Here is a 24,861-nt window from a genome sequence, read left to right on the forward strand (position 1 = left end):
GAGTTATTCTTTTATTAAGCTTTAAACTGTGCAATAAGTTCTTCTAAATCATGTGCCAATGCTTTAAGCGTATCGATAGAATGAGTAATGTCCTGTGACGCTGCTGCCTGCTCTTGGCTGACGGCAGCAATTTCCTGGATATTTTGTGTATTCGAGTCTGCCATCTCGTGAATATTAGCAACAGCCTCCAGAGCACTGTTGCATAAGCGTGACTGCTTATCAGCCTCAATGGTAATTACCTTGGCCTGCGATTGCATATGATCAATAGCTTGCATAATATCATTAAAAGAAGTGCCTAATGTCCCGGCAATAGCAACCCCCTGATCCACCTGGGTAAAGCTTGCACCGATTGCTTGGATGGCTTGATCCGTTTCTGTTTGTATTTTTTTCACTAATACAGCAATATTTTTCGTTGCTGCTGCTGATTGCTCAGCAAGGCGCCGTACTTCACTGGCAACTACCGCAAAGCCCCTGCCGGATTCGCCTGCCCGGGCAGCTTCTATTGCCGCATTTAAGGCTAGTAAATTGGTCTGTTGGGTAATAGCTGTAATAATATCGGTAATTTGTCCAATTTCTCTCGCACTTGAATTTAATACCTGAACGGTTTGCGAGGTTTGATCAACAAAGTGTTTTATACTTTGAATAGCGTTAACCGTTTGTTCTACCACTGTTTGCCCCTGAACTGCTGTGGCAGAACATTCACTGGTAGCATTTGCCACCTGCGATGCGGTGCTGGAAACAGTAGCACTAATGGTAACCAGTTCGGTAATAAGGTGCTCTGTTTTTCCGGTTTCCTGTCCTTGTCCGGTAACTTTTTGAGCAATATTTTGAATTGACTGGGTAACCTGCTGACTGGCTGTATTGGATTGCCCGGAAGCAGCTACAACATAGTTTGAGGCCTCAACGATAGACGTAGATGATTGTTGAACAGCCTGGACAATCTCCCTCAGATTGCCTGTCATGATACAAAAGGCTTGTGCCACATGAGCAATTTCATCCTTGCCATTCACAATTAAATCACAAGTGAGATCGCCGTCAGCAACCCGTTCCACCTGCTTAACCAGTGCCTTGAGCGGCTGAAGGGCTACACGGGTCACACCGATCCCGCAAACAGCAAAAAAGAGGATTAAGCCCAGTGCGACTTTGGCGCTTAGCCCGACCGTATCATAGGCGGCCTGCAATGCTTGCTGATTCGGATAAGCACTTACTACTACCCAGTCAGTATTTTGTATTGGCCGGTAAGATAATAAATAGTCTTGTCCCCGGAATTTACCCAGACCATTCCCGGTCTTTTGCTCTACCGCCTGCAAGTAATACTCTTCGTTTAAGCTTTTCCTCTCTGTTACTGCCGTTGAGTCAGCCTGGTAAAATAACGGTATTCTGTTTTTATCAATAACAGTTAATATGTATCCCGGATTTTGCGATAAAATGTTTTCAATCATTGTTTGGATGTTAGTAATGGAAATATTGGCGCCTAGCATGCCAACTACACGATTTCCTTCCCCATATATCGGTGCCGATCCGATGATTGTCAATTGATTCGTCACCTTACTGACAATAGGATCTGAAAAAGTACTTGTTCCTTGCATGGCTTGCTGAAAATAGTCACGATCAGCAATGCTGACCAGGCTGCTGCCGTCGGTGCGGGCCAGCTGCTGACCTGATGCATCAGCTACAAATAAAGCATCACTGCCGCCATAAAAAGGCCGTACTTGCTGCAAGTACTGTTTTGCCGTATCTGCATTCAGTACGCGAAATGCTTCACTGCCACTAGCCACGGTTAAAAAGTTCTTTTTGCCGATTACGTAATAGCCAATATCACTGGCAACCCGCTCTGCAACCTTACTATTTTTATCGATAGCTGATTCGGTTAAGTTCTCCATTGTTTGATTAGTAGTAAACCAGCCAAAGATGAGCAAGGGTATGGTACAGGTAATGATAGTAAACATAATAGCCCGTGAAACCAAGGATGCTAAACCGCCGCCAGGCCGAAAGTTTGCCAGTTGTTTCATAATTACGGTACTATGCCGTGCTGCCTGCTTAACCGAAAAGCCATTTGTAACTTTAAATGTTCCTCGCCGGAGAAAAGCAAACTTAGGACTAGGGACAGCTTGTATCTTCTTTATCAATCTCATTAGCAGGTTCATAGTTACCTCCATACTTAATGATGTCCTCATACTAGCATACATACAGTCTCTGCGAAATATTATATGGCAATAATTAACATAACCTTAACAAAACGTTAACATTTACCAGTTTTACCTTATTTTATTCATCAGAAAAAGACTTGGCCTGCGCCAAGTCTCACTTCTTACAAGCATATATCTTGTCAGTGGGAAGAACCGGTCATTTTTCTTTGCCACATTTTAGCGGGTATGGTAAACATCAAGTTAAAAATTAGAATCGTAATAATCAGCAAAGCACCAATGCCATTTGCTATATCCAGCCGGTCAGGAACAAGCCCGACTGCCATAACATACCACATATGCACAGCAAGCGTCTCTCCCGCAGCGGTTAGCGAAAAATCTGGCACTGTACGGGAAACTGTCGTGCCTGCAGTAAAAATCAGAATAGCGGTCTCTCCCATTGCCCGGCCTGCAGTTAACGTTATTCCTGTTATGATTCCTGGTAAAGCATTTGGCAAAATTACCCGCCAGATGGTTTGCCATTTTGTTGCGCCTAACGCTAAGCTTGCTTCGCGATATTGATCAGGCACCGTACGGATAGCTTCTTCGGTAACCCGGACTAATACCGGAATATTAAGCAGCATGAGGGTTAGCGCTCCACCAATGATACTAAAGCCTAATCCCAGTGTATTAACAAAAATAATCATACCAAACAGACCTAATACAATCGACGGGACTGTAGCTAAGCTTTCCGTGCTCAAGCGGATTAAATCAGTGAGACGGTTATTGCCGGCATATTCAGCCAGATAAATGCCAGCTCCAACAGCAATTGGAATAGCAAACAGCATTGATAATGCCAGGATATAAAAGGAGTTAAAAAATTGAGGGCCTACACCGCCGCCGGCTCGAATATCACTGGGCATGCCGGTAATAAAGTGATAAGATAGCGCCGGCAAGCCTTTTACGAGCATATAAGACAAAAATGCCACTAGAATTCCAAGGATGACGATTCCCGCGGCCCACATCGCAAGCGTAGCAATGCGATCACTTAATCGCACTCCCCGCAAACTGTAAAGCATTAAATCGGTTCTAACAGCTGGCTGCATCAGTTTTTTCCCTTGTTGCAGAACATCTTTGGAAAGCGCTTCGTCTGTCATGTTAAGCACTCCTTCGCGCGGCAATCTGCCGAATAATCATAATCATGGCCATTGATAAAAGCAACAATACTAAGGCCATTAAAAACAGTGAGTTTCCCCACGTCGAGCCAAAGGGGGTATTTCCCATCTCAATGACTATCTCGCTAGTTAAAGTTGCCGTTGGCATAAACAGAGATGTCGCTAATTGGGGAGTGTTGCCAATAACCATTTGCACTGCCATAGTCTCGCCCACTGCCCGAGCCATCGCCAATATAACTGCCGTTAATATTCCAGGTAAGGCTGCCGGCAGCAATACCCGCCAAATCGTCTGCCATCTGGTGGCTCCTAACGCCAATGATGCCTCTTCCAGTGGTTTAGGCACAGCTCTTATGGCATCCTCCGAAATACTGATAATAGTTGGGAGTATCATGACAGCAAGAATAACACTTGCTGCCAGCAAACCAAAGCCATTACTCGCACCAAAGTGAACACGAATAAAAGGAACGAGTATTGTCATGCCGACAAAACCGTATACCACCGAAGGAATTGCTACATATAAATCAGTTGCCGGCCTCATAAACTCGCGCAGCCGGGGTGGGGCAATCTTCGCCATAAACACCGCGCCGGCAAGCCCTAGCGGAGCTCCAATGATAATGGCCAGTAATGTTGTTAAAAGCGTCCCGGCAATAAAGCTGAATGCACCGAAGCGGCCCTCCATCGGATCCCATTTGTTATTCAGAAAGAATTCAACTATCGTAATATCCCGGAACGTCTGCAAGCCCTGCTGACCAACGAAAACAATTATTGAAGCAATAATGATGGTCATCAGAAAAGCACTTACAATAAACAGGTACCGCACATACCGGTCTGTCATGATTCGCATTGCATGACCACTTGTACTATTAACCATTGACATAGCCGCACACTCCTACTCTCGCCGGCAGTATTATATGCCTGCATGTCTAATTATACGTTGGCCGGAAAAGCTGTTTGTTAATATCATGTTAAGTTTCAGTTAAGTTTTTTTGTAGAATAAAGGGAGCTGCGCATAGTGCACAGCTCCCTTTGTTCTTACTATATTATTTTTTCACTTTAGTAATAGGCAGGAAGCCATTTTTTTCGACGAAGGTTTCTTGGAATTCTTTACTCATTACATAGTCGATAAATGCTTTCACAGCACCTGTAGCTTCCCCTTTAGTATACATATGCCCATAAGCATATACCGGGTATTTTCCATCTATTACTGCCTGCGGCTCATATTTAACACCATTGTATGCCAGTTTCTTAACAGTGTTATCGGCATATGGAGCATCAACATAACCGATAGCACCAGGAGTGCTTGCAATCGCCGCACGTACAGCACCATTAGAGTCCTGTATAACTGCATTGTCGGTAAAAGGAGTATCCTTCATGACGATTTCAGCAATTGTAGCACGCGATCCGGAAGATTTAGCGCGATGAATCAAGGTAATCTTTTGATCCTTGCCGCCTACTTCCTTCCAGTTAGTAACCTTACCTGACATAACATCTACATACTGCTGTTGAGTCAAGTTATCAACTGAAACATCAGGGTTTGTAATAAATACAAACGGCGCTACAGCTACTTTATGATCAACCAGTCCTTTGTCCTTATACTCGGCAGGCAAATCTACATCTGAATTACCGATATTAACAGCCCCGGAAGCAACTTGGTTCATACCGGTAAACGATCCGCCACCGGCAATATTAACAGTAACTTTCGCATGCTTCTTTTGGAATTCTTCCTGCGCAGGTTTTAATAGCGGAAGCAGTGCAGTCGAACCTGAAGCGGTAACTGTACCTTGCAATTCAGCTGTAGCTTTTGGAGAATCAGCCTCTTTACCGGAACTGCCACAGCCAGCAAATAGACTTGCTCCTACCATTAAGGCCACTGCAGTAGTAATTAATCTGGATTTACGAAAAAAGTTCATTAATCCAACCTCCTGTTTTTTCACCATATAATCGGTTTGTCTTCTAGTGCAATTATACGACTTATCCCATTTCGATTTGTTAAGACCATGTTAACTTTTCGTTAAGTTCATTCTTGCTTCACATTTGCAATGTATGGAATATGCTCTTCAACCGAATTGGCCCAGCCTTGCTGTTGCACCATGTCTTACAGATATGAATATTATGTAAGAGGAGTCACATTGCCAAAAACCTTCAGGAGGTGTACATCATGTCAGACTATTTTAGACCATGGGAGGAAGATTATCCTGAGTTCGAAGACTGGGATGAAAATAGCCTTGATGAATTCGGACGGCCAATAGTAGCAGTCGGCTGTAGTCCCAATAACTGCTATCCTAAGCAAAACTGCTATCCCAGACAGAACTGCTTCCCTAGACAGAATTGCTTCCCTAGGCAAAACTGCTTCCCTAGACAAAACTGTTTCCCTAGGCAGAACTGCTTCCCTAGACAGAACTGTTTCCCTAGGCAGAACTGTTTCCCTAGGCAGAACTGCTTCCCTAGGCAGAACTGCTTCCCTAGGCAGAACTGCTTCCCTAGGCAGAACTGCTTCCCTAGGCAGAACTGCAGTCCTCGCAATTGCAGTCCCCGTAACTGCTACCCTCGATAACATGCCGCAAAACAAAAACCACTTCACAATGAAGTGGTTTTTGTTTTGCGGCAATAAAAAATTGCTCATGCACTTATAATAAGCGGCTGAGCAAATAGTTGAGGAGAAATCTGAGAAACTAAATCTGCAGCATGCTGAAAAAGTCCGGCAGTAGAACGCTGGGCAAGGGGAAGCGTAATCTCAGTCGCCTGATGATACTGCCCTTCTGAGCTGCCTGCTTTTACCCAATCAAATAAATCAGCTGCGATAGTAGCATTTGCGTGAAATAACGCCTGCACTGAATTATTTTCAATATAGCACCCGCTTCCTTCAATTGCGTACCGGAAGCGGCGTTCCTGCGCCCAAGTTTCATACTGCTTATGTCCATCTAATACTTTGCAGCTAGCATGGTGAGGTACACACATATCCTGCAGAAGGTGCGAAGCTGCACCCAGATAAAAACAGGCTTTCTCCAGATTACGCCTACGGATATATGCAAGCATTTGCCCATAATACTGCTCAAACTCATCCCAGGCACTTGCAAATCGCCATAATCCTTTTTTCGTGACGGGCTGATAATAATGATTGACATTCTTCCAACCCTTGTCAGCCCAAAGTACACCTGCATTCAGCTGAGAAAGATACTGATCCAGTAAGACAGCAGCTCTTTCAAAGCCCTCATTGCGCAAAATCGCAATTGCCTGGCGGTTGCAAAACTCATGTGTTATCCCAGGCTTATCTAGAAAACTTTGTAGTGGGCTGGCAGTAGCCAGCACTAGTTTCGCTCCGGCAGCTAAAGGTAAGGCTTCAACAAACATAGCTATATTCATTGTCTTATCCCCTTCTTTTCCGTATTGCCGCAGTCTCCCGTTTTTTACCGATGAGTTTGGTGACAATCTGGCGGGCTGCATCAGGACGTCCTATGCGTTGTGCCTGCTGCTGCATAGTGCTCAGCAGCTGAGAGTCATCTAGCAGGTGTCTTACTATTTCGTTCAGTTGAGTTTGGTCTTCAGTCCAAATTGCTGCTCCCATACGATCTAAGTACCGGGCGTTATCTTCTTCCTGGCCGGGAATTGCATTTACTAACACCATCGGTAATCCCGAAGCTAATGCCTCACTGCAAGTAAGTGCACCCGGTTTCGTAACAAGAATATCCGCATTAGCCATTAATTCGGGAATGCGACGGGTATAACCAATTACCTGTACCCGATGAGTTAAAGACCGGCTAAGCAGCTGCAAGTCTTTACGCAAGCCGGCATTACGGCCTGCCACAACTACGAAGCGATGAGATCCTTCTATTTTATCCAGTTCTAATAAAACTTCTGCCACTGCGCCCAGTCCCAGGCCTCCACCCATGATAAGCACAGTTGATTCTTTGTCTGCTGATTGTGCTGTACTTGAAATGACACACTCTTCACCAAAGCTGTTGCTGATAGGAATACCGGTAACATGAATTCTATCCACTGCAATACCTTGGCTGATCAGATTCTCTTTCATTTCTTCTGCAGCTACAAAATAGAAATTTACTTCGTTATAAAGCCAGAGACGATGAACAGCATAATCGGTAATCACGCCTGCCAGCGGTACATTAAGCATATCATTGCGTTTTAAATGACAGGCAGCACCACAGGGAAAAGGATGTGTAAAGATAATCAAATCCGGGCGATAGCGGTCAACCAGCCGCAGCATACGTTTTTTTAAAATCCAGGACATCAGATTGCGCACCGTAGTTCCTTTATGGGATGCCTGGGACCACCGGTATAGCAAATCATACATATCGGGAAAGACATCAATCATTTTAATATACGTTTCTTTAATAAACGTGTTGAGCGAAAAATTATCGCCTTCCAGGAAATCGACAACAGCGACTCTCATATCCGGGTGCTGCCGTTCCAGTTCGGCTTTTACAGCATTTGCGGCCTGGGTATGGCCGGAACCGATAGAAGCGGATACAATCAATACATGATTCACGCATGACAGCATCTCGTCACCCTCTCTTTATTTTCAGCTCACCTTCATTGTAGCAAACCTGAGGAGAGCTTTTGTTAAGTGGTTGTTAATCAATTGTTAAAGTTTCAGCTTTTCTTTTTCGCACTGTGGCGGTAAGATAGGAGCATACAAACGTATCAAGGGGGTTGCCATGTTTAGTACAGGTATTCGCACGAGGCTTATTGCTTCATTTTTACTACTAATTTTACTGTCTTTGCTCACTTTTGGCTCTTATGTCTTATGGCACTTCTATCAGTATACCATAGAAAGCCTCACTGCACATCTTGTCCAGCAGGCTATGGTCGTGGAAGAGCTGGTGGAAACACAGGTTAGCAACTCTAATACAGCCGCTGCTATTGACAGGAAAATCAAGGCCGTGAGCGCTCAGATCGAATTGCGAATCACCATAATCAACATTAATGGCAAAGTGTTAGCCGACTCCTGGGAAAACCCTGCATTAATGGACAATCATTTCGACCGCCCCGAAGTGCACGCTGCCTTAGACGGTACGAGGGGACAAGCGATGCGTTATAGCGCTACACTAAGCAAAAATATGCTCTACATCGCTATTCCGATGAAGCAGGACGGTATTGCCACCGGTGTTGTTCGCGTATCAACTACGCTGGCACCAATTGAAGAAGCGTTTAACCGCCTGCGTAACGTACTGATCGCTGCATTTATCCTGACATCGGGAATTGCCGTGCTTGTCAGTATCCGCCTTGCCCGCAAATTCACCGCACCGATAGAACAAATCACCACAGTTGCCCATCAAATGAGTGAGGGACGGCTAGATGAACGAGTATATATTAAATCAGGCGATGAGGTCGAAATTCTAGCTCATACTCTGAATACATTAGCAGCAAATCTGGATGATAAGGTCAAAGAAATCCTAACAGAAAAAACAAAATTTGAATTGATTCTTTCTCATATGGATAATGCCGTGATCCTCATGGACCGCTACGGGCGGGTAACGACTGCTAACAAGCAAGCTACTGACTATTTTGGGCTCACAGCAGCCATGCTAGGTCAGCATAACCTGCAAGTCATCGGCTCCAGCCTGCTTGATACAGCAGCAAAAGAAGCCGTATCTGCAGGGGAATCACGCTTGATCAACCTCAAAACCAGTACAAATGGCAAAAAACGTATTTTTCAGGTTTTCCTAGCCCCAATTATTGCTGCAAACAACGAAAATACCGGTGTTCTGGCAGTGTTTCACGATATCACTGCCTTACAGGAAATGCGTGAACGGCAGGCTGAATTTGTCGCCAATGCCTCCCATGAATTAGGTACACCGTTAACCTCTATCAAGGGCTTTGCCGAAACCCTGCTCTGCGGTGCCCTTCAGGACCCGGCAACAAGTGAAAAGTTTGTTACCATTATTCTTACTGAGGCCGACCGCATGCATCGGCTGGTAAAAGATCTATTGCAATTAGCCCGCTTAGAGTCCAGTGACGACCGCCAGCAGCTTCAAATTGAGCCAATTGATGTCAGTCAAGTACTTGAATCGGTTATACGCCGCCTAACGCCTCAATTAGAAGAAAAGCAGCATGTTTTACAGCTCAATCCGCCTGCCCTGCCGGTCAGTGCTTTGGCAAACGGTGATTATCTCAGACAAGTTTGCATTAATCTATTGGATAATGCTATCAAATACACACCGCCGGGCGGACAAATTTCAGTAAATTGGTATTCAGAAGGCAAACATGTCCTCATTTCTATAAAAGACAGCGGCCCCGGTATTCCGGACCAGGATTTACCGCGTATATTTGAACGTTTCTACCGCGTGGACCGCACTAGAGCGCGGGCAGCAGGAGGAACAGGATTGGGCTTGTCAATTGTCAAACATTTAGTTAATAGCATGAATGGCTTAGTAAGTGTTAAAAGTGAGCTTGAGAAGGGAACCACTTTTGTGGTGACCTTGCCTTCCGATTTAAACAGCTAGGCAGCTGTGTCGGTTACTGCCCTATCCCCGCCAAGAAATAGACACTGACAAAATTAATGATTACGAGCACGGGAACACCGATTACAAAGGCTCTATGCTGCGTCTTATGGCGAAATGTATACATGCCCGCCAACACACCAATAGCTCCAAAGCATAAAGCCCATAGGAAAATGGTCCGTTCACGGATGCGCATTTTTCTTTTTCGAGCCCGGTTTTTATCAAACGCCATCATACAAAACGCAGCCACATTCCAGCTTAAATAGACTATGGTAGTATTCATAAGCATTTCACCAGCTAAGACCATTGCTGTTCTCCAGTCAAAATCAGATTAAAAGCCTCAGGCCATTAGGCCTGAGGCTTAGCTTGTCCAAATATTAATTATTTGTTGACTGCGTCTTTGAAGCCTTTGCCAGCTTTAAAAACAGGGTTTTTCGAAGCGGGAATCGTGATTTCATTGCCGGTTTGTGGATTACGGCCTTTTCTTTCTTCACGTGTTTTTACTTCAAAGGTACCAAAGCCAATAATTTGTACTTTGTCATCATTGGACAAAGCATCTTCAATGCTGGCGAAAATGGCATTAACCGCTTTTTCAGCGTCTTTCTTAGTCATATCGGCTTTTTCAGCAACACTGGTCACCAGTTCAGTTTTATTCACAAATATATCCTCCTTGTCAGAAACATTACGAATAGCATATTCGCTATTCATAATTTTATTCCTTCTGCCTTTACCAAAAATTACTGTTTTTTTCTTTCCAGAGCCTTTGCTTCATTCCAGAATTCATCAAGCGTATCAAGGTTTAGAGCTTTCCAGTCCAATTTCTGCTGATTGACTTTGCTTTCAATGTAAGAAAAACGATTGATAAATTTATTATTAGTTCGGTTTAGCGCTGTCTCAGGTTCAATTTGGAGAAAACGAGCCAAATTGACAGCAGCGAAAAGAAAATCGCCAAATTCCCCTTCTGTCGCTTCTTTATCACCTACCGTAACCGCTTCTTTTAACTCTTCCCATTCTTCCACTAGTTTGTCCCAAACGGGACCAATATTATTCCAGTCAAAACCAACTTTAGCTGCCTTTGACTGAATTTTAAAAGATCGCATAAGACTAGGCAGCCCAGGAGAAACTCCATCAAGGACAGACTTGCGCTCTGCGCCCTTCTCCTGCTGCTTAATTTGATCCCAGTTCAGAACTACCTCAGCTGCATCTTGGACTGTTATGTTTCCAAAAACATGAGGGTGCCGGCGGATCATCTTGCCGGTCACTTCATCGACTACATCCTGCATTGTAAAAGCTCCGCACTCTTCGGCAATTCGGGCATGAAAAACCAACTGCAGCAATACATCACCCAGCTCTTCGCAAAGAGCTTGGGGATCGCGGTTGTCAATTGCCTCAAGCACTTCATACACTTCTTCTACAATGTATCGCCTTAATGACTCATGGGTCTGCTCAATATCCCATACACAGCCATCAGGACTGCGCAGACGAGCCATAACATCAATCAGTGGATCAACGGTGAACGTAGTGGCTGTACGGCTGCGTGCAGGAACAAATAAGCTTGTAAGATGATCAATATCCCCTTGATGGTCTAGCTCGTATAAAGCAATCGGCCTTATTTCTTCATCCTCGAGGCTGAGGTTGCGAATAAGCAGTACTTGATAATCGTCAGGCAGCAGCTCCATCAGCGCCAGTTTTGCTTCCGATGCTACCTGACCGCTATACACTTGCGTAACAATAAGCGCTGTATTAATATCGCGCGGCAATTGATCAATATCAGCACTGTCAAGCACCGTTACACCGCTTATCGGGTCTATTCCCAGTCTGGTATACAGTACTTCCAGAAAGCTCATTCCCGGAACAATGGTAACTGCTATTTGCCGTTCAGCCGCCAGACTGCGAATAAAACCAACTGTTCTCTCCGCTACCAGCGGGCTGCCGGGAACAGCATAAACCACCTGTTCCCCGTTAACAGCCCTCGCTATAACATCTGTCGCGATAGCGTGATATACCTCGTCAAAGTCAGCCTTTTCTTCATAGAGAAAATCATAGCTGGAAAACCGTACGTTCCGGCTTTGCAGTTCATCAACAGTAGGGTGTTTAGCTGTCCGTAAGTAGATAGAATGACTTGTACGCAAGATATCCCAGGTCTCCACTGTTAGCAGCTTAAAAGATCCGGGACCCAGGCCGACAATAGTAATAGAGCCGGGTATTACATTCATTTGCAAAGTATTGGACATTTTATTTTCTCCTTAATAAGCCAGCTTTTTGCAGTAGTGCAACCGCTTTACTGCCAATACGCGGCATACGTTCTATATCCCTTTCATTTATACCGCCCACCAGCAATAATACGATACCATAAACACTTCCCCCAACAGCGATGGCAATTAAAGTAGACAGTGTATTATGCAGCGTATGGGTCATCATCGTATCGTAAGCCAATAATACGGCTGCCCCCATTGCTATTGTTGAGATAATTGCCTTTACGGTATCTTTTATATTGATGCTAAAACCTACGTAACGGTAAACAAAATACATGTTTAATAGTGCCGCCACACCGAAATCGGCATTAGTTGCCCACGCTGCCCCTTTGATTCCCAGACTGGGCAAAGCCGTCAGCCACCAGCTAAGTATGACCTTGACAACAGCTGAAACTACCATATTGATCAACGGAATAGCAGTGTGGCCGAGTCCCTGAAGGACACCGGTAGTAACTTGGTGAATGCCGAGAAGCACGATACCTACAGACAGAATGGCAATAGAGACACCCGCATTGGGCGTTCCATAAAGCATCTGCGAAATAGGCGTGGCTAACAGGCACATACCGGCAAAAGCAGGGATTGTAATTAAGTTGGAGATGCGCATAGCGGTTGCCGTCCGCTGGTAGATACGCTGCCTGTCACCTAGCGTAAAAGCCTCGGAGACAGCAGGTACTAAGCTGGCTGCAAGGGAGGCTGTTAAAATTGTTGGCAAATTGATCAGGGCAACTGCCATACCGGTAAGGTACCCAAAAAGCTCAGTCGCTTGCTCTACCGTGTAACCTGCCGCTTCCAGGCGGGCAGGAACAATCAGTAAATCAATATTAGAAACTACAGGAAGCATAATATTGGCTAAGGAAACCGGTAAAGCCAGCTTTACAATACGCGAAACAATACTCAAACTGGATTCCTGTTTGAGATCAGGCTGCGTATCAATTTGATACTGCCTCACATGACGCTGTTTCCAATAAAAATACAACAATACCAGCAGTCCGGCAGCAGCGCCCGGGCCGGCACCAAAGCTTGCTCCTGCAGCAGCAAATTCCAAGCCGTAAGGCAACAGCATGTAGGCGAAAACAATCATGGTAATAACGCGCAGTAATTGCTCAAAAATCTGCGATACTGCCGTTGGTGTCATCATCTGTAAGCCTTGAAAATAGCCGCGATAGCTTGACAAGACCGTAACGAAGAAAATAGCAGGTGATAGAGCTGCAATCGCATAATAGGCCCGCGAATCGCGTACATAGTGGTTTTCAATCAACCAGCCCGCACCGTAATATAGGAGAAAGGTAAACAAGATTCCGGTCACTGCCAGGACAAAGAGTGAAATGCGAAATACGCGATTAGCTCCGCGATAATCACTGCGGGCAATTTTCTCTGCAACAATAATGGAAATGGCGACAGGAATACCGGCCGAAGATACGCTCAGCGCCAGTAAATAAATAGGATAGGCCATTTGATAAAGGCCAATTCCTTCGCCGCCCAGCAGACGGGATAATAAGATACGATTGACCGAGCCAATAATCTTGACAATGATCCCAGCCGCGGTCAGAATGAATGCACCTCTTAAAAATGTATCTTTACTCAATGGAGTCAGTCCTCTCCCTCTAAGTTCAACCCGTCTTAGAAAAATGCTAAAAAAGGCATTTAATATTATAACAAATATTACCTATACGGTACAGTTAAATCTAGCAGGATATCTCTCGAAAAAGATAAACAGAAAAGTAGCGAACGTTGTCCGCTACTTAACTAACCAGTGGCTTTAAGAATTATTGTGACATTTGCTTAGCTAAAAATCCTGCTGCAGTTTCGGCTAGTTTGACTTCCATATCCCCCATTTGTACGCCAGGCTGTTTTGAGCAAATAATAACTGCGCCAATGGCATCGCCTTCAACAATAATCGGAGCAATGACTTCGGCGGTAAATTTGCAAACCTCATCTTCATCGCATTCCGTCACACAGGCTTTACCATGCTTGTATTCGCCTGGATTATTAATGAGCACTGCTTTACGGTCTTCCATTACTTTCTCAACAGCGGCACCAAGTGGTTTGTTCAGGAATTCTTTCTTTGATGCACCAGCTACAGCAACCACATTATCACGATCAGCGATCATCACAATATGACCAATAGCTTCAAAAAGTGAATCACAATACTCTTTTGCAAAGTCTCCTAATTCGCCAACAGGCGAGTATTTCTTTAAAATAACCTCACCTTCGCGGTCAACATATATTTCTAATGGATCACCTTCGCGAATCCGTAATGTTCTTCTAATCTCTTTTGGTATAACAACTCTGCCAAGATCATCAATTCTTCTGACTATCCCAGTCGCTTTCACCAGTATCCCCCCTTTTCTACAGTTTTTGACAATTGAGTTCAATGATAGTATATATCTCCATCCCTCAATTTATTCATTAACTGAAAAGGAACAAATCATTGCTTTTCCGCTAATTTCGCGGGGTTGCTGGCAAGGCCGGAAAATATTTTTATTACCCACTCTAAAAGTGGAGTAGTAAGTCTGGCTTTTTTTAGCCTTAGCGCAGGAGGCGGACCAGGTAACACAGAAACCCTGCCAGCATATAGCAAGGGTAATTCCATGACTCTCTGACCATCCAAATTGGGTTTATCATTGAACTGGACCTCTACATAATCGGGGCGTTCCAATACTGTGCGCATCCCAAGCTGCCGGGCGTAATTTTTTATGCGAGCCACTGCCAGCAAGTTGAGTACCGGCTCAGGCGGCTCCCCAAAGCGGTCAATCAGCTCATCCGTCAAATCAGCTACATGTTCTTCCGTTCGCACAGCAGCAATACGTTGATAAATTTCAATTTTTTGCATTGCATCGCTAATATAATCACCACTAAGGTAAGCATCAATATTAAATTCCAGCATCGGCTCAGGCTGAGGGATATAGGCCTCGCCAGTCTTATTTTCATGGATAGCCTCATCAAGCAGGCGGCAGTACATTTCAAAGCCCACACTGACAATATGACCGCTCTGTTGAGCTCCCAGAATATTGCCTGCTCCCCGTATTTCCAGGTCACGCATTGCAATCTTAAAACCTGCTCCCAGCTCGGTAAACTCTTTAATAGCATGAAGGCGTTTTTCTGCCACCTCTGTCAATACCTTATCCCGCCGGTAAGTAAAATAAGAGAATGCCAGCCGGTGTGACCGTCCCACCCGGCCACGCATTTGATACAACTGGGATAACCCGAAATGATCGGCATCATAAACGATCATTGTATTGGCATTTGCCACATCCAAACCATTTTCAATCAGGCTGGTACATACTAAAATATCGTAATGCCCTTCATAAAAATCCAGCATGACCTGCTCAAGTAAATCATCCGGCATTTGACCATGAGCAACGCCAATACGGGCATCAGGCAACATTTCACTTAAGCGGGCAGAAATTTTATCAATTGATTGAACCCGGTTATAAACAAAATAGATTTGACCGCCTCGCTTCATTTCGCGGCGGATTGCATCCCTGATAATAGCTTCGCTATATTCTACTACATAGGTTTGGACAGGAAAACGATCTTCCGGAGGAGTTTCAATAATGCTCATATCCCGCGCTCCCACCAGCGACATATGCAGTGTTCGCGGAATAGGTGTAGCACTTAACGTTAGTACGTCAATATTAGTGCGCCACCGTTTAAGTTTCTCTTTTTGAGCCACTCCAAAGCGTTGTTCCTCATCGACAATTAGCAAGCCCAGATCCCTGAAATTCACATCTTGATTAAGCAACCGGTGTGTGCCGATTAAAACATCACACTGTCCGGTAGTCGCCTTGCTCAGTGTCGTCTTTTGCTCTTTTGCACTGCGAAAACGGCTGATAACATCCACCGTGGGACCAAAGCCGTTAAAGCGGCTGCTAAAGGTCTGATAATGCTGTTGAGCCAGTACCGTTGTTGGTACTAATACGGCCACTTGTTTGCCACCCATTACAGCTTTAAAAGCGGCTCGGATGGCAACTTCAGTCTTACCAAAACCAACGTCACCGCATAACAGCCGGTCCATAGGACGAGCTTGTTCCATATCCTGCTTGACCTGTGCAATAGCGGTCAATTGATCAGGAGTCTCTTCAAAGGCAAAGGCCTCTTCAAATTCAAGCTGCCAAGGCGTATCCTGATCAAAAGCATAGCCTGGCATGACTTGGCGCTCAGCGTAAAGAGCAATTAATTCCTTCGCCAAATCTGCAACAGCTGCTTTTGCTTTTGTCTTCGCTTTAATCCATTCGGTGCCTCCCATTTTGTGCAGCCTGGGAACATCACCCTCGGCACCGATATATTTCTGCAGCAGGTTTACCTGATCGGTAGGTACATATAATTTATCTTCACCAGCATAGCGAATATGCAGATAATCTTTATGAATACCTGCTACTTCCAGTGTCTCTACACCGACATATTTACCTATACCATGACTGACATGAACAACATAATCACCCACATTAAGATCACGGAAGTATGTAATTTGCTGATCTTTTGCCACACGTTGGCGAAGACGCTTTTTCTGACGGCCGAAAATATCTTTTTCTGTTATCACAACCAGGCGGGCCTGAGGCAGTTCAAAACCTCCTGATAGCACACGCACTGTCAAAACAGTCATCCCCGGAATAATAGTGTCAAGCTGTTCAGACACAGTGGCCGAGATACCTTGCTGGATGAGATTTTGCTGCAGTGTTTCTGCCCGTTCCCGGCTGGACATCATAATAACGGTGGAAAAACGGTGGTCATGCCAGCTTTTCAGCTCATCCACTACTAATTCCATTTGCCGGTGAAAAGGTGCTATGCCTTTTGCCGTAATACTAATGATTTCTGCGGGATCGGCATACGGCGTCTTTTGCAGCAGCAGTGAAAAGTACACTACATTATAGCTGTAAGAAGCAACGGCCAAGTCCTGCCAAGAATACACCTTGTTTTTTATTTCCGGATTTTCTTTAATCACTTTGGTTATTGTTTCCCGTATCCGGGCCGGTTCATCAAAAAGAATCGTTGCCTGCTCAGAGAGATAGGATAAGAAAACAGCCAAATTTCCGCTGTGCTCCGGTTCAGCTACAGGCAGGATATCGACTTGTTCGATTGTCTCAACTGAGCGCTGCGTAGCAGTTTCAAATTCACGGATACTATCAACTTCATCACCAAACAGTTCAATCCGAACAGGCAGCATGCGGTTAATGGGGAATACGTCAATAATACCGCCGCGAACACTGAATTGGCCCTTACTGTCTACCTGATCAACCCGCTCATAACCGATTTGGACTAAGGCTTCCAAAATCTCTGTTCGGTTGATTTCACCATTATTGGACAACGTCACCTGGCTATTTAAAAACTCCTGCTTAGGCAGTACTTTCTGTGCGGCCCCTTCGGCAGTTGCCAGAACAACAACCCGTTCTCCCCGGGCAAGCCTGCCCAGCACGTCCATACGGCGTGCTGCCAGCTCCAGGCTTTTTGCCGCAGCGGTAAAAGTTACAATATCGGCTGCCGGCAAGTCAACAATAACAAGCTCAGGTACTAAAGCCGTTAAGTCCGTACGCCATTGCTCAAGATTATCAGTAGTAGCAGTAATAATAACCGTCGGCCGCTTGGATGTTTGGATACCGGCGGCAGCAATAACACTTTTCTGTGAACCTGTAATGCCATAGACCAAGCTCTGCCTGGCACTGGCTTGAAAACAGGACAGTGCCTGTTTGATCGCTTTGTCAGTTTGTAAGGATTCAAATAAATGCTGCATTTTGCACCTCTATATAAAATGCCTAAAAGGGCTTCAGCTTAGGCTAAAGCCCTGCAGGCATTAAAATATCAACACCTACTCAAAGATATTTCAATGCCTATATATCATTTGGAACTTTTTACAATAAACCTTTTTCATTGTAGCACGTAACGCCTGCTTCGTCTATCCTCAGCCAGTCCGCTTTTTGCCGCTGAACGTCTAGTAAAATCTACCGGTAATGGATTCTTTGCGAAGGGGGAATCTATTAGCATTAGGATAAAACGGAGGTGATGAAGTGAAAGAAGAGAGCAAGACCTACGGCTTCTGGAACGGCAAAAATATTGATGGTAAATCCCAGGTCGGCAGCGCAAATTTATTAGAGGAAGCAAAATCCGAAGAGCAAACAGAAATGAAGTATGAAGTGGGCAGCGAAACCACCTCAGCAGATGACCTCCAAAGCGGAGTCACATATGAATAAAAACTCGAGGCAGGTTTTAAACCTGCCTCTTGTCCTTTAACCTTTGACTTACTTTAATGGATCAGCGGCGGTGATGCCACCAAAGATGCAAAACCTTCATCGGCTACACCAAGTGACTCAATGCACGCATCGCACAGCGACTGTACATGCATGGCATTTGTAAGCGGATCAACTGTAATGAGTTGATTCCGTTCTTCCGTAGTAAGGATATCAAACCCAAACCGCACTTCATCAATTTGGTCTACTTCAATAACGTCAATAGCTTCCCCGCAGTGCTCGCAGGTATAGTGAATCTTCATTCCTTTGCATCCCCTTTTGCATATAACCGGATAATAACCGTATTCCAGATAACATGAGTTACAATAGCACCTGAAACTGCCAGCCAGACAGATCCGGTAAGATCAATCATACCTACTGTAATCACGCCAAACAAAGTATGTCCTGCTACACTGCATACTGCCGCTTTAGTACCATTCAGGCCACTGGTCAGCCAATCATATCCGCCCTCAAGCAATCCAAACATAATATGAGTGGCAAGAATGTCCGCTCCCAAATACCATGCCAGTAATGTCTTGGCTGCCTCTTCAACTGCCGGTCCATAGGTAAGCACAACTTTGGGTCCGACATATTTCAGCAGTGTCTTGTTAATCAGAAAACTGAGCGCTGCCATCAGACAGGCAATCGTATAGGTCATAGGCTCCTCATGTACGGAATAATATGCTTATTGTTACCCGATGCAGGTCAGCCCTATACAGATATGAGAAAAAAGCGCTCCCCAGTGAAAAAAATTCCACTGCGAGAGCGTTTTGCACGTCATTGGCAACCCTTTTTATTCTGCCATGCTGACATTATTAATATGATCCTGGAACATACCGCCGCTAATTCCGTTAGCCTTAACGCTGAACTGGCCAAGTGATCCGCTTGTATTACCCGGTAAATCTGCAAGTGGTATTGAATAATATTTCAAATATCCGCTAACAGAACCTGCTGTCGTCATATATGTAGTCTTGTAATTAATCAGCTTATTTTTATTAATTAATGAACCATTTTGATAAAAGAAAACGAGATTCCAGTTAGGATAGCCAACAAACTGAACACAAAAATAGACTGTATCTCCGCTCAGTTTGTTCGGGTAAATACTATGATTAATCGGTTTTATCCAGCTTCCGGCAGCATCAGTTCCGATTCCGGCAATGGAAACGCTTGTAAGATTTGGTGCCGGCCCAGCGTTGACGCTAGTATGGCATGCAGTTGCCAGGAAAAATAAAACTACTAAAATTACTGTTTTTCTCATGTGTAACCCTCTGCTTTATCCAATTAATAATCACTACTTATATTTTACCATATTGAGTAGTAACCGACAAAAAAACAACTGCCTGTTGATAGAGCAAACCAGCTATCAACAGGCTGATATTATTTCAAATACATCATTGGGTTAACAGGGACTCCCCCTAAGCGCACTTCAAAATGCAAATGAGGACCGGTAGAATTACCTGTATCCCCCATATAACCAATAACTTGTCCCGCTTGAACATATTGGCCCGGACTAACAGCAAAGCTGTCTAAATGACCATATAGCGTACTGTATTCATTACTATGCTCAATTACAATTGTGTAGCCATATCCGCCCTGCCAGCCGGTAAATGCAATACGGCCGCCTCTCGCCGCTCCGATAGGAGTACCAACATCATTGGCAATGTCGATGCCTGTATGCACTCTGCCCCAGCGATAACCAAACGGAGAGGAAAGCTCTCCTGCCGCCGGCCAGGAGAAGCGGGTATTACCAGCCCGGGAAGAACTCTCCGCTGCCCGGTAACGTCCACCGGGGACAAAAATTTTCTCACCGATAGAAAGCAGTTCATCAGTCTTGTGATTTGCTCCCATAATCTGCCCGACTGCAACACCGTATAAATTAGATATTCTCCATAACGTATCCTCTGCTTCCACCGTATGAAGCAGACCCCGGCCTGGCAATACGGTCAGCTCATCGCCAGGATAAATGGCATCTTCCATTTGCGGATTAGCGCTGATCAGTGTTTCCACATCTATATCATAGTAATTGGCAATACCGCTTAAGGTCTCACCGGCAGTTACAGTGTGAATACGCACTTGATTAACCGGCGCAGGCGTCGCTGCGACAGCCTCATCAACAGCCTGCGGCATTGCAATCCGGGCTTGTTCAGCAGCTGGCGGCACTGGCACCAGCAGTACAGCAACCGCTCCTGCGAGCATCGCTGCCGCTAACACGGCTATCACAAGCTGGGGCATAGAGTCCGAGATTTTGAGAAATCCATTGCTCCATTTCAAGGTAAAACCACCTCGATTCTTCAAGAGTTAATTAGTACCCTAATAGACTGAACACTGGCAGGCTATTTCCTCCGGTGTAGAGCTGACAAGGTACTACTACTTTCTATAGCTTAATCGGGCTTGTCTCAATTTATACATAAAGTGGTCAAACCTGCCTGAAATGGAGACTTTTTCCTTATATTCAGTAAAAAAACGCCTGCAGATTCTGCAGGCGTCTAAGCGAAAACAACCATTTATATTTTATGAACCACTGTTCCCAGTACATGGTTAAGTGGAATAGAGCCGATGAAACGGCTGTCGCTGCTATTATTTCGGTTATCCCCCAAAACATAAACATGATCTGCCGGTACAACGATTTTCTTATCTGGATAAAAACGCATATCTTCTTTTGTATAGGTTTCGTTCAGCAGTTGTCCATTGCGGATAACTTTACCGTCTTGAAAGGTAATGGTATCGCCCGGTTTCCCGATAATCCGTTTAACCCAGACATCATGGCTCAAAGCAGCTTGGCCTTTGAAGAGGCTGAGGTAGTTATTGACCGGTTCAGCAACGTCATCCGTCCAATCTCTATCGCGGTTGACCCGGCTGTCAATAATAACAATATCACCATATTCAGGTAAGCGTTTAAAGGTATGCGACAACTTAGAAACCACTAAATAGTCCGCTTCATGCAAAGTAGGTTCCATCGACTGACCGACTACTTTCGTGGGCTGAAAAATAAAAATATGGACAAACAGCGCAATTGCCAGTGATATCGTTATGGAGTAGATCCATTCATATATTTCTTTTACAAACTTATTATTCATTCTTTTGCCTCCCCTATACTAGCAACTACATTCTAGCAGAATATTGCTGGATAGGCAATTTGAAAGTCTTACCGTCCTCTTGACTTCAATCGAAGACAAAACCAGGTCGCTTTAAGAATGCTTCGTCCATTGCAGAAACTTTCCCCTGACTGCTTGATCATACGACCCGATAGCTTCTCATTCTGAACTACCATGGTTACGGTTGAATCAGGTTCAACAACACCCAAAATCCGCACCTTCTCCAGTGATGCCAGGGCCCACAGCGCTCTGTCCGTAATGCCCAGCTTATTCACTCCCGCGCCGCCGCACTGTACCAGTGATTCGATTAACAAGACCACAGGCACAATCATTTGCTTGGGGCGATGCTCCTGGTAAAAGGGAAAATTCTGATCATAAGTCATAGTACCGGTAATTTCGCTGGTACTAGCAGTCATCAGTTCATCAACAAATAAAAATGGGTCTCGCTGTGGCAGCAGCAGCTCTATCTCATGACTGCGCATAAAAATCTCCCTGCGCCTTCTTATCAACTTTCAGCTGACGTTTGTCTATCTTACCACCGGTAGTCAGTGGCATAGAATCAATAAAAATAATTTTCTTGGGACAACAATGGGCAAACATCCTGCTTCGGCAAAAAGCCAGCACCTCACGGCTTGTCAGCTCAGGTCTGTTCTTGACCAGCCAGGCACATACAACCTGGCCTCTGACCGGATCGTCAATGCCGCCCACTGCTGCTTCAACAATGCCGGGGCACTGCAGCAGTACTCCCTCCACTTGCTCAGGCACCACCTTCACACCACCGCTGTTGATCAGGCCCTGTACCCTGCCCTGTAAATACAAACAGCCATTATCGCCAAGCCACCCCAGATCACCGATCGAGGCCTTGGGACGGTACTCAGGTGCCAGATAGGGGCTCTCTACCCAGATAATGTCATCGGCAATGGTTACCGTGACTCCCGGAAAGGCTTTGCCGACCGAACCGGGGTTCTCGAGAAGTTCTGCTGCCGTCTGATAACTGATATGTCCCAATTCGCTCGCTCCATAATACTCGGTAATGCGGGCCTGAGGAAAATACTGCAGCATTTGCCGCACCGTATTTTGATCCAGCTTAGCCCCAGCACTGCTAATTGCTGTAATTTGAGCAAGCGGTGCCTCTATTGCCTGCAGCAGCCGGCGGTAATTAGCAGGAACCATATAAATTGCCGTTGCCCCACAGCCTATCAGCTCATGTGCCCAAGCCCGCGGCATACGGCTGGCGGCAATGGCGACTGTACCGCCCGCGTCCAGCATTTGCATGCAGGCATTAAGGTTCCCTGTATAAACAAGCGAGCCTGTAAAATAGAGAGTATCGCTTCCATCGAGTCCGAAAACCTGCCCTTGTGCTTCAAATGCGCTGCTCCAGCTCTGATGGTCGCGCCAGATCAGCTTGGGACTGCCAGTACTGCCTGAGCTGAAAGCGCCAAGAAAAATATCATGGGGATAAATGTCTGGCAATTGTGAGGTTACGGCAGGCAGTTCAAACGCTTCATCAATATGGAGCTGCAGTCCATGCCGCTCCACAACCGCCGCCACCATATCAGGACTGGCAGCAGCATCCAAAAGTACACAGGCGCCGCCAGCTTTGATAATCGCAAAAAAATACACTAGCTGCTCCACCGGATCAGCCACTTGTACCAGCACGGCGTCGCCCTTAGCAATCCGTCCCGCCAAACGGCAGGCCAGGTCATTGGATCTCGCTATTAATTCACCATATGTGAGGCGGCGCTTGCCATGAATCAAACAGGTTTTATCCAGTTTATCACCGTTTACCGCTGTCAGGAAATCATGTATCAGCACTGTCTCAACACCTTTCAATCACGCTGGCCACACCCATGCCGCCAACCGCACCGATTGCTGCAATGCCAAACCTTCCATTAGTCTGCTGCAGTGACTTAATCAGATGGAGCAGAATAATGGCTCCCGATGCGCCATAAGGGTGGCCATAAGCCAGCGCCCCGCCCAGCGTATTGGTTTGTTCCAGGCTGTAGCCAAGCTCACGGCAGCAGGCCAGTATTTTCACCGCAAATGCTTCATTAATCTCTAGCCTGTCAATCGCCGACAACGACAGCTTTGTCTGGTGCAGCAGCTTTTCAATTGCGCCGACTGGACTGAGTGGAAAGCGATTCGGGTCCCAGCCTGAGGACGCAGCCCCGGCAAATACCGCCTGGGGCTGCAGCCGGTATTTCGCCAGTGCCGCCTCTGAACAAAGTAAGATGGCTGCTGCTCCGTCATGCTTTAAGCAAGTATTACCTGCAGTAATCCTGCCGCCGGTGCGAAAAGCAGGCGGCATTCTCCCTAGTAATTTGAGCCGCATGTTTTCACGGATGCATTCATCAGCAATAATCGGGCTTGCTGGAGTACCCAGCGGGATGATAATATCGCTTAATAAGCCCTGTTCTCTGGCGAGAGCTGCCCTCCGGTGACTCTCCAGCGCCAACCGGTCCATATCCTCACGGGAAATGTCCAACTGCCCGGCAAGATTCTCTGCCGCTTCGCCAGTATCGGGATTGCCGATGGCCTCGGGAGAAAACGGGGCCTGCTCATAATACACCGTTTCGCCTTGAAACCGTGGATCGTTAGCGTTGAATTGACGACGTGGTGCCATGCTGGTGCTTTCTACACCACCGGCAATGACCATTTCAGCCTGACCGGACTGAATCAGGGCAGCAGCCATATTGATTGCACTTAAGCCCGAGCCGCACTGTAAATCTACCGTTAATGCAGGAATGGAATAAGGCCAGCCTGCTTCAAGCACAGAAACCCTGGCGATATTACCGCCAGGGCCGACAACGTTTCCCAGTATAACTTGATCGATAGCAACAGGACTCAAACCGTTTCTGGCAATGATCCCGTTCAGAACGCAAGCCGCCAGTTGTTCAGGCAGATACTTCTGCAGGATCCCATCAGTTTTACCAATCGGTGTTCTGACGCCATCGGCAATATATACTTTATTCATAAGGCCGCCTCCCGCTTGCCTAACCGTTTATTCACAGCCGAACTAATAAAGACAGTTGCAAACACCTTAAGAATATCGCCGGGAATAAAAGGCAGCGCGCCAGCCATAACTGCTTTTTCCAGCCCCATTCCGGTAACGAAACTAAGCCAAATCACGCCAAACAAATAAACAATAAAGATACCACCAAATAGATTGGCCCCAATCAAGCGCCAAAAACTGCCGCTTTTCCTAACTAGCAGCGCAATGACGATGGCGCCTACTAAGTAACCCAGTAAATATCCGCCTCTTGGCCCAAGCACAATTCCCAGTCCGCCGGTCATACCTGCAAATACCGGAACCCCAACCGCGCCAAGCATAATAAATGTTAATACACTAGCACCTGCCTGTCTGACAGTCAAACTACTTCCCGCCAGCATAACTCCCAGACTCTGCCCTGTGACAGGAACCGGACTAAAAGGCAGTGGTATCGAAATCAGCCCCAACACTGATATTAACGCTGCGAACATTGCCGGATAAACGAAATTTACAACTTTATTTTTTTCACCCATAATAAA

General features: G+C 45.7%; 24 protein-coding genes. 2 read left to right on the top strand and 22 right to left on the bottom strand.

Annotated features, from left to right (window positions below; genetic code table 11):
* Positions 1-14: 14 nt before the first annotated feature.
* The 7 genes from RTR76_RS11880 to RTR76_RS11910 all read right to left on the bottom strand — a co-directional run bounded on the left by RTR76_RS11880 (position 15) and on the right by RTR76_RS11910 (position 7,817).
* The gene (locus RTR76_RS11880) at positions 15-2,147 is read right to left on the bottom strand and encodes a methyl-accepting chemotaxis protein (protein ID WP_312520916.1); all 2,133 of its coding nucleotides are present in this window, start codon (positions 2,145-2,147) and stop codon (positions 15-17) included.
* A 182-nt stretch (positions 2,148-2,329) separates the two neighbouring features.
* On the bottom strand, positions 2,330-3,205 hold the full coding sequence (gene pstA, locus RTR76_RS11885) for a phosphate ABC transporter permease PstA (protein ID WP_312521058.1): 876 nt from the start codon (positions 3,203-3,205) through the stop codon (positions 2,330-2,332).
* A 79-nt stretch (positions 3,206-3,284) separates the two neighbouring features.
* Positions 3,285-4,172, bottom strand: coding sequence for a phosphate ABC transporter permease subunit PstC (gene pstC, locus RTR76_RS11890; protein ID WP_396144956.1), 888 nt, complete (start codon positions 4,170-4,172; stop codon positions 3,285-3,287).
* 169 nt (positions 4,173-4,341) lie between these two features.
* On the bottom strand, positions 4,342-5,211 hold the full coding sequence (locus RTR76_RS11895; protein ID WP_312520919.1) for a phosphate ABC transporter substrate-binding protein: 870 nt from the start codon (positions 5,209-5,211) through the stop codon (positions 4,342-4,344).
* Between the two features lie 251 nt (positions 5,212-5,462).
* On the bottom strand, positions 5,463-5,909 hold the full coding sequence (locus RTR76_RS11900) for a hypothetical protein (RefSeq protein WP_312520922.1): 447 nt from the start codon (positions 5,907-5,909) through the stop codon (positions 5,463-5,465).
* Between the two features lie 11 nt (positions 5,910-5,920).
* Positions 5,921-6,664, bottom strand: a complete 744-nt coding sequence (locus RTR76_RS11905; RefSeq protein ID WP_312520924.1) for a zinc dependent phospholipase C family protein — start codon at positions 6,662-6,664, stop codon at positions 5,921-5,923.
* A gap of 4 nt (positions 6,665-6,668) precedes the next feature.
* Positions 6,669-7,817, bottom strand: a complete 1,149-nt coding sequence (locus tag RTR76_RS11910; protein WP_312520926.1) for an MGDG synthase family glycosyltransferase — start codon at positions 7,815-7,817, stop codon at positions 6,669-6,671.
* A gap of 157 nt (positions 7,818-7,974) precedes the next feature.
* Between RTR76_RS11910 and pnpS the strand changes: the two genes are divergently transcribed.
* Positions 7,975-9,762, top strand: coding sequence for a two-component system histidine kinase PnpS (pnpS, locus tag RTR76_RS11915; RefSeq protein WP_312520928.1), 1,788 nt, complete (start codon positions 7,975-7,977; stop codon positions 9,760-9,762).
* 13 nt (positions 9,763-9,775) lie between these two features.
* Here the strand turns inward: pnpS and RTR76_RS11920 are convergent, their stop codons facing one another.
* From RTR76_RS11920 to mfd, 6 genes are all read right to left on the bottom strand, one after another.
* Positions 9,776-10,042 carry a DUF1294 domain-containing protein gene (locus RTR76_RS11920; protein WP_312520930.1) on the bottom strand — a complete coding sequence of 89 codons (267 nt, stop codon included), beginning with the start codon at positions 10,040-10,042 and terminating at the stop codon, positions 9,776-9,778.
* A gap of 98 nt (positions 10,043-10,140) precedes the next feature.
* Positions 10,141-10,416, bottom strand: coding sequence for an HU family DNA-binding protein (locus RTR76_RS11925; protein WP_165898831.1), 276 nt, complete (start codon positions 10,414-10,416; stop codon positions 10,141-10,143).
* A gap of 80 nt (positions 10,417-10,496) precedes the next feature.
* On the bottom strand, positions 10,497-11,993 hold the full coding sequence (mazG, locus tag RTR76_RS11930) for a nucleoside triphosphate pyrophosphohydrolase (protein ID WP_312520931.1): 1,497 nt from the start codon (positions 11,991-11,993) through the stop codon (positions 10,497-10,499).
* A 1-nt stretch (position 11,994) separates the two neighbouring features.
* Entirely contained in the window at positions 11,995-13,599 is a 1,605-nt protein-coding gene (locus tag RTR76_RS11935) for a polysaccharide biosynthesis protein (RefSeq protein ID WP_312520933.1), read from the bottom strand.
* A gap of 181 nt (positions 13,600-13,780) precedes the next feature.
* On the bottom strand, positions 13,781-14,347 hold the full coding sequence (spoVT, locus tag RTR76_RS11940) for a stage V sporulation protein T (RefSeq protein WP_312520935.1): 567 nt from the start codon (positions 14,345-14,347) through the stop codon (positions 13,781-13,783).
* A 95-nt stretch (positions 14,348-14,442) separates the two neighbouring features.
* The gene (gene mfd / locus RTR76_RS11945; RefSeq protein ID WP_312520937.1) at positions 14,443-17,745 is read right to left on the bottom strand and encodes a transcription-repair coupling factor; all 3,303 of its coding nucleotides are present in this window, start codon (positions 17,743-17,745) and stop codon (positions 14,443-14,445) included.
* A gap of 274 nt (positions 17,746-18,019) precedes the next feature.
* Here mfd and RTR76_RS11950 point away from each other — a divergent pair, with 274 nt between their 5' ends.
* Entirely contained in the window at positions 18,020-18,202 is a 183-nt protein-coding gene (locus RTR76_RS11950) for a hypothetical protein (RefSeq protein ID WP_312520938.1), read from the top strand.
* 53 nt (positions 18,203-18,255) lie between these two features.
* On the opposite strand, the gene RTR76_RS11955 is transcribed toward RTR76_RS11950, so the two are convergent.
* The 9 genes from RTR76_RS11955 to RTR76_RS11995 all read right to left on the bottom strand — a co-directional run bounded on the left by RTR76_RS11955 (position 18,256) and on the right by RTR76_RS11995 (position 24,855).
* Positions 18,256-18,501, bottom strand: coding sequence for an anti-sigma-F factor Fin (locus tag RTR76_RS11955; RefSeq protein WP_312520940.1), 246 nt, complete (start codon positions 18,499-18,501; stop codon positions 18,256-18,258).
* The gene (locus tag RTR76_RS11960; RefSeq protein ID WP_312520942.1) at positions 18,498-18,896 is read right to left on the bottom strand and encodes a hypothetical protein; all 399 of its coding nucleotides are present in this window, start codon (positions 18,894-18,896) and stop codon (positions 18,498-18,500) included. Before RTR76_RS11960 ends, RTR76_RS11955 begins: the two co-directional genes overlap by 4 nt.
* A gap of 135 nt (positions 18,897-19,031) precedes the next feature.
* A complete protein-coding gene (locus RTR76_RS11965) occupies positions 19,032-19,496 on the bottom strand; it encodes a DUF4879 domain-containing protein (RefSeq protein WP_312520943.1) in 465 nt (154 codons plus the stop codon).
* A gap of 119 nt (positions 19,497-19,615) precedes the next feature.
* Positions 19,616-20,509 (bottom strand): peptidoglycan DD-metalloendopeptidase family protein, encoded by an 894-nt coding sequence (locus RTR76_RS11970; RefSeq protein WP_312520945.1) that lies wholly within the window; start codon positions 20,507-20,509, stop codon positions 19,616-19,618.
* Between the two features lie 233 nt (positions 20,510-20,742).
* Positions 20,743-21,315, bottom strand: coding sequence for a signal peptidase I (lepB, locus tag RTR76_RS11975; protein WP_312520947.1), 573 nt, complete (start codon positions 21,313-21,315; stop codon positions 20,743-20,745).
* 68 nt (positions 21,316-21,383) lie between these two features.
* A complete protein-coding gene (locus RTR76_RS11980; RefSeq protein WP_312520949.1) occupies positions 21,384-21,815 on the bottom strand; it encodes a 3-hydroxyacyl-ACP dehydratase in 432 nt (143 codons plus the stop codon).
* Positions 21,802-23,148 (bottom strand): AMP-binding protein, encoded by a 1,347-nt coding sequence (locus tag RTR76_RS11985; RefSeq protein ID WP_312520951.1) that lies wholly within the window; start codon positions 23,146-23,148, stop codon positions 21,802-21,804. Before RTR76_RS11985 ends, RTR76_RS11980 begins: the two co-directional genes overlap by 14 nt.
* A 4-nt stretch (positions 23,149-23,152) precedes the next feature.
* A complete protein-coding gene (locus RTR76_RS11990; RefSeq protein ID WP_312520953.1) occupies positions 23,153-24,307 on the bottom strand; it encodes a thiolase family protein in 1,155 nt (384 codons plus the stop codon).
* Entirely contained in the window at positions 24,304-24,855 is a 552-nt protein-coding gene (locus tag RTR76_RS11995) for a biotin transporter BioY (protein WP_312520955.1), read from the bottom strand. Before RTR76_RS11995 ends, RTR76_RS11990 begins: the two co-directional genes overlap by 4 nt.
* Positions 24,856-24,861: the final 6 nt, after the last annotated feature.

The organism is Anaerospora sp. (genome assembly GCF_032013335.1).
Taxonomy (GTDB): Bacteria; Bacillota; Negativicutes; order Sporomusales; family DSM-15969; genus Anaerospora.

Coding starts and splice junctions, on each gene's coding strand:
- RTR76_RS11880 (WP_312520916.1), bottom strand. CDS start 2,147: ATGAACCTGCTAATGAGATTGATAAAGAAGATACAAGCTGTCCCTAGT.
- pstA (WP_312521058.1), bottom strand. CDS start 3,205: ATGCTTTACAGTTTGCGGGGAGTGCGATTAAGTGATCGCATTGCTACG.
- pstC (WP_396144956.1), bottom strand. CDS start 4,172: ATGGTTAATAGTACAAGTGGTCATGCAATGCGAATCATGACAGACCGG.
- RTR76_RS11895 (WP_312520919.1), bottom strand. CDS start 5,211: ATGAACTTTTTTCGTAAATCCAGATTAATTACTACTGCAGTGGCCTTA.
- RTR76_RS11905 (WP_312520924.1), bottom strand. CDS start 6,664: ATGAATATAGCTATGTTTGTTGAAGCCTTACCTTTAGCTGCCGGAGCG.
- RTR76_RS11910 (WP_312520926.1), bottom strand. CDS start 7,817: ATGCTGTCATGCGTGAATCATGTATTGATTGTATCCGCTTCTATCGGT.
- pnpS (WP_312520928.1), top strand. CDS start 7,975: ATGTTTAGTACAGGTATTCGCACGAGGCTTATTGCTTCATTTTTACTA.
- RTR76_RS11920 (WP_312520930.1), bottom strand. CDS start 10,042: ATGAATACTACCATAGTCTATTTAAGCTGGAATGTGGCTGCGTTTTGT.
- mazG (WP_312520931.1), bottom strand. CDS start 11,993: ATGTCCAATACTTTGCAAATGAATGTAATACCCGGCTCTATTACTATT.
- mfd (WP_312520937.1), bottom strand. CDS start 17,745: ATGCAGCATTTATTTGAATCCTTACAAACTGACAAAGCGATCAAACAG.
- RTR76_RS11955 (WP_312520940.1), bottom strand. CDS start 18,501: ATGAAGATTCACTATACCTGCGAGCACTGCGGGGAAGCTATTGACGTT.
- RTR76_RS11960 (WP_312520942.1), bottom strand. CDS start 18,896: ATGACCTATACGATTGCCTGTCTGATGGCAGCGCTCAGTTTTCTGATT.
- RTR76_RS11965 (WP_312520943.1), bottom strand. CDS start 19,496: ATGAGAAAAACAGTAATTTTAGTAGTTTTATTTTTCCTGGCAACTGCA.
- lepB (WP_312520947.1), bottom strand. CDS start 21,315: ATGAATAATAAGTTTGTAAAAGAAATATATGAATGGATCTACTCCATA.
- RTR76_RS11980 (WP_312520949.1), bottom strand. CDS start 21,815: ATGCGCAGTCATGAGATAGAGCTGCTGCTGCCACAGCGAGACCCATTT.
- RTR76_RS11990 (WP_312520953.1), bottom strand. CDS start 24,307: ATGAATAAAGTATATATTGCCGATGGCGTCAGAACACCGATTGGTAAA.
- RTR76_RS11995 (WP_312520955.1), bottom strand. CDS start 24,855: ATGGGTGAAAAAAATAAAGTTGTAAATTTCGTTTATCCGGCAATGTTC.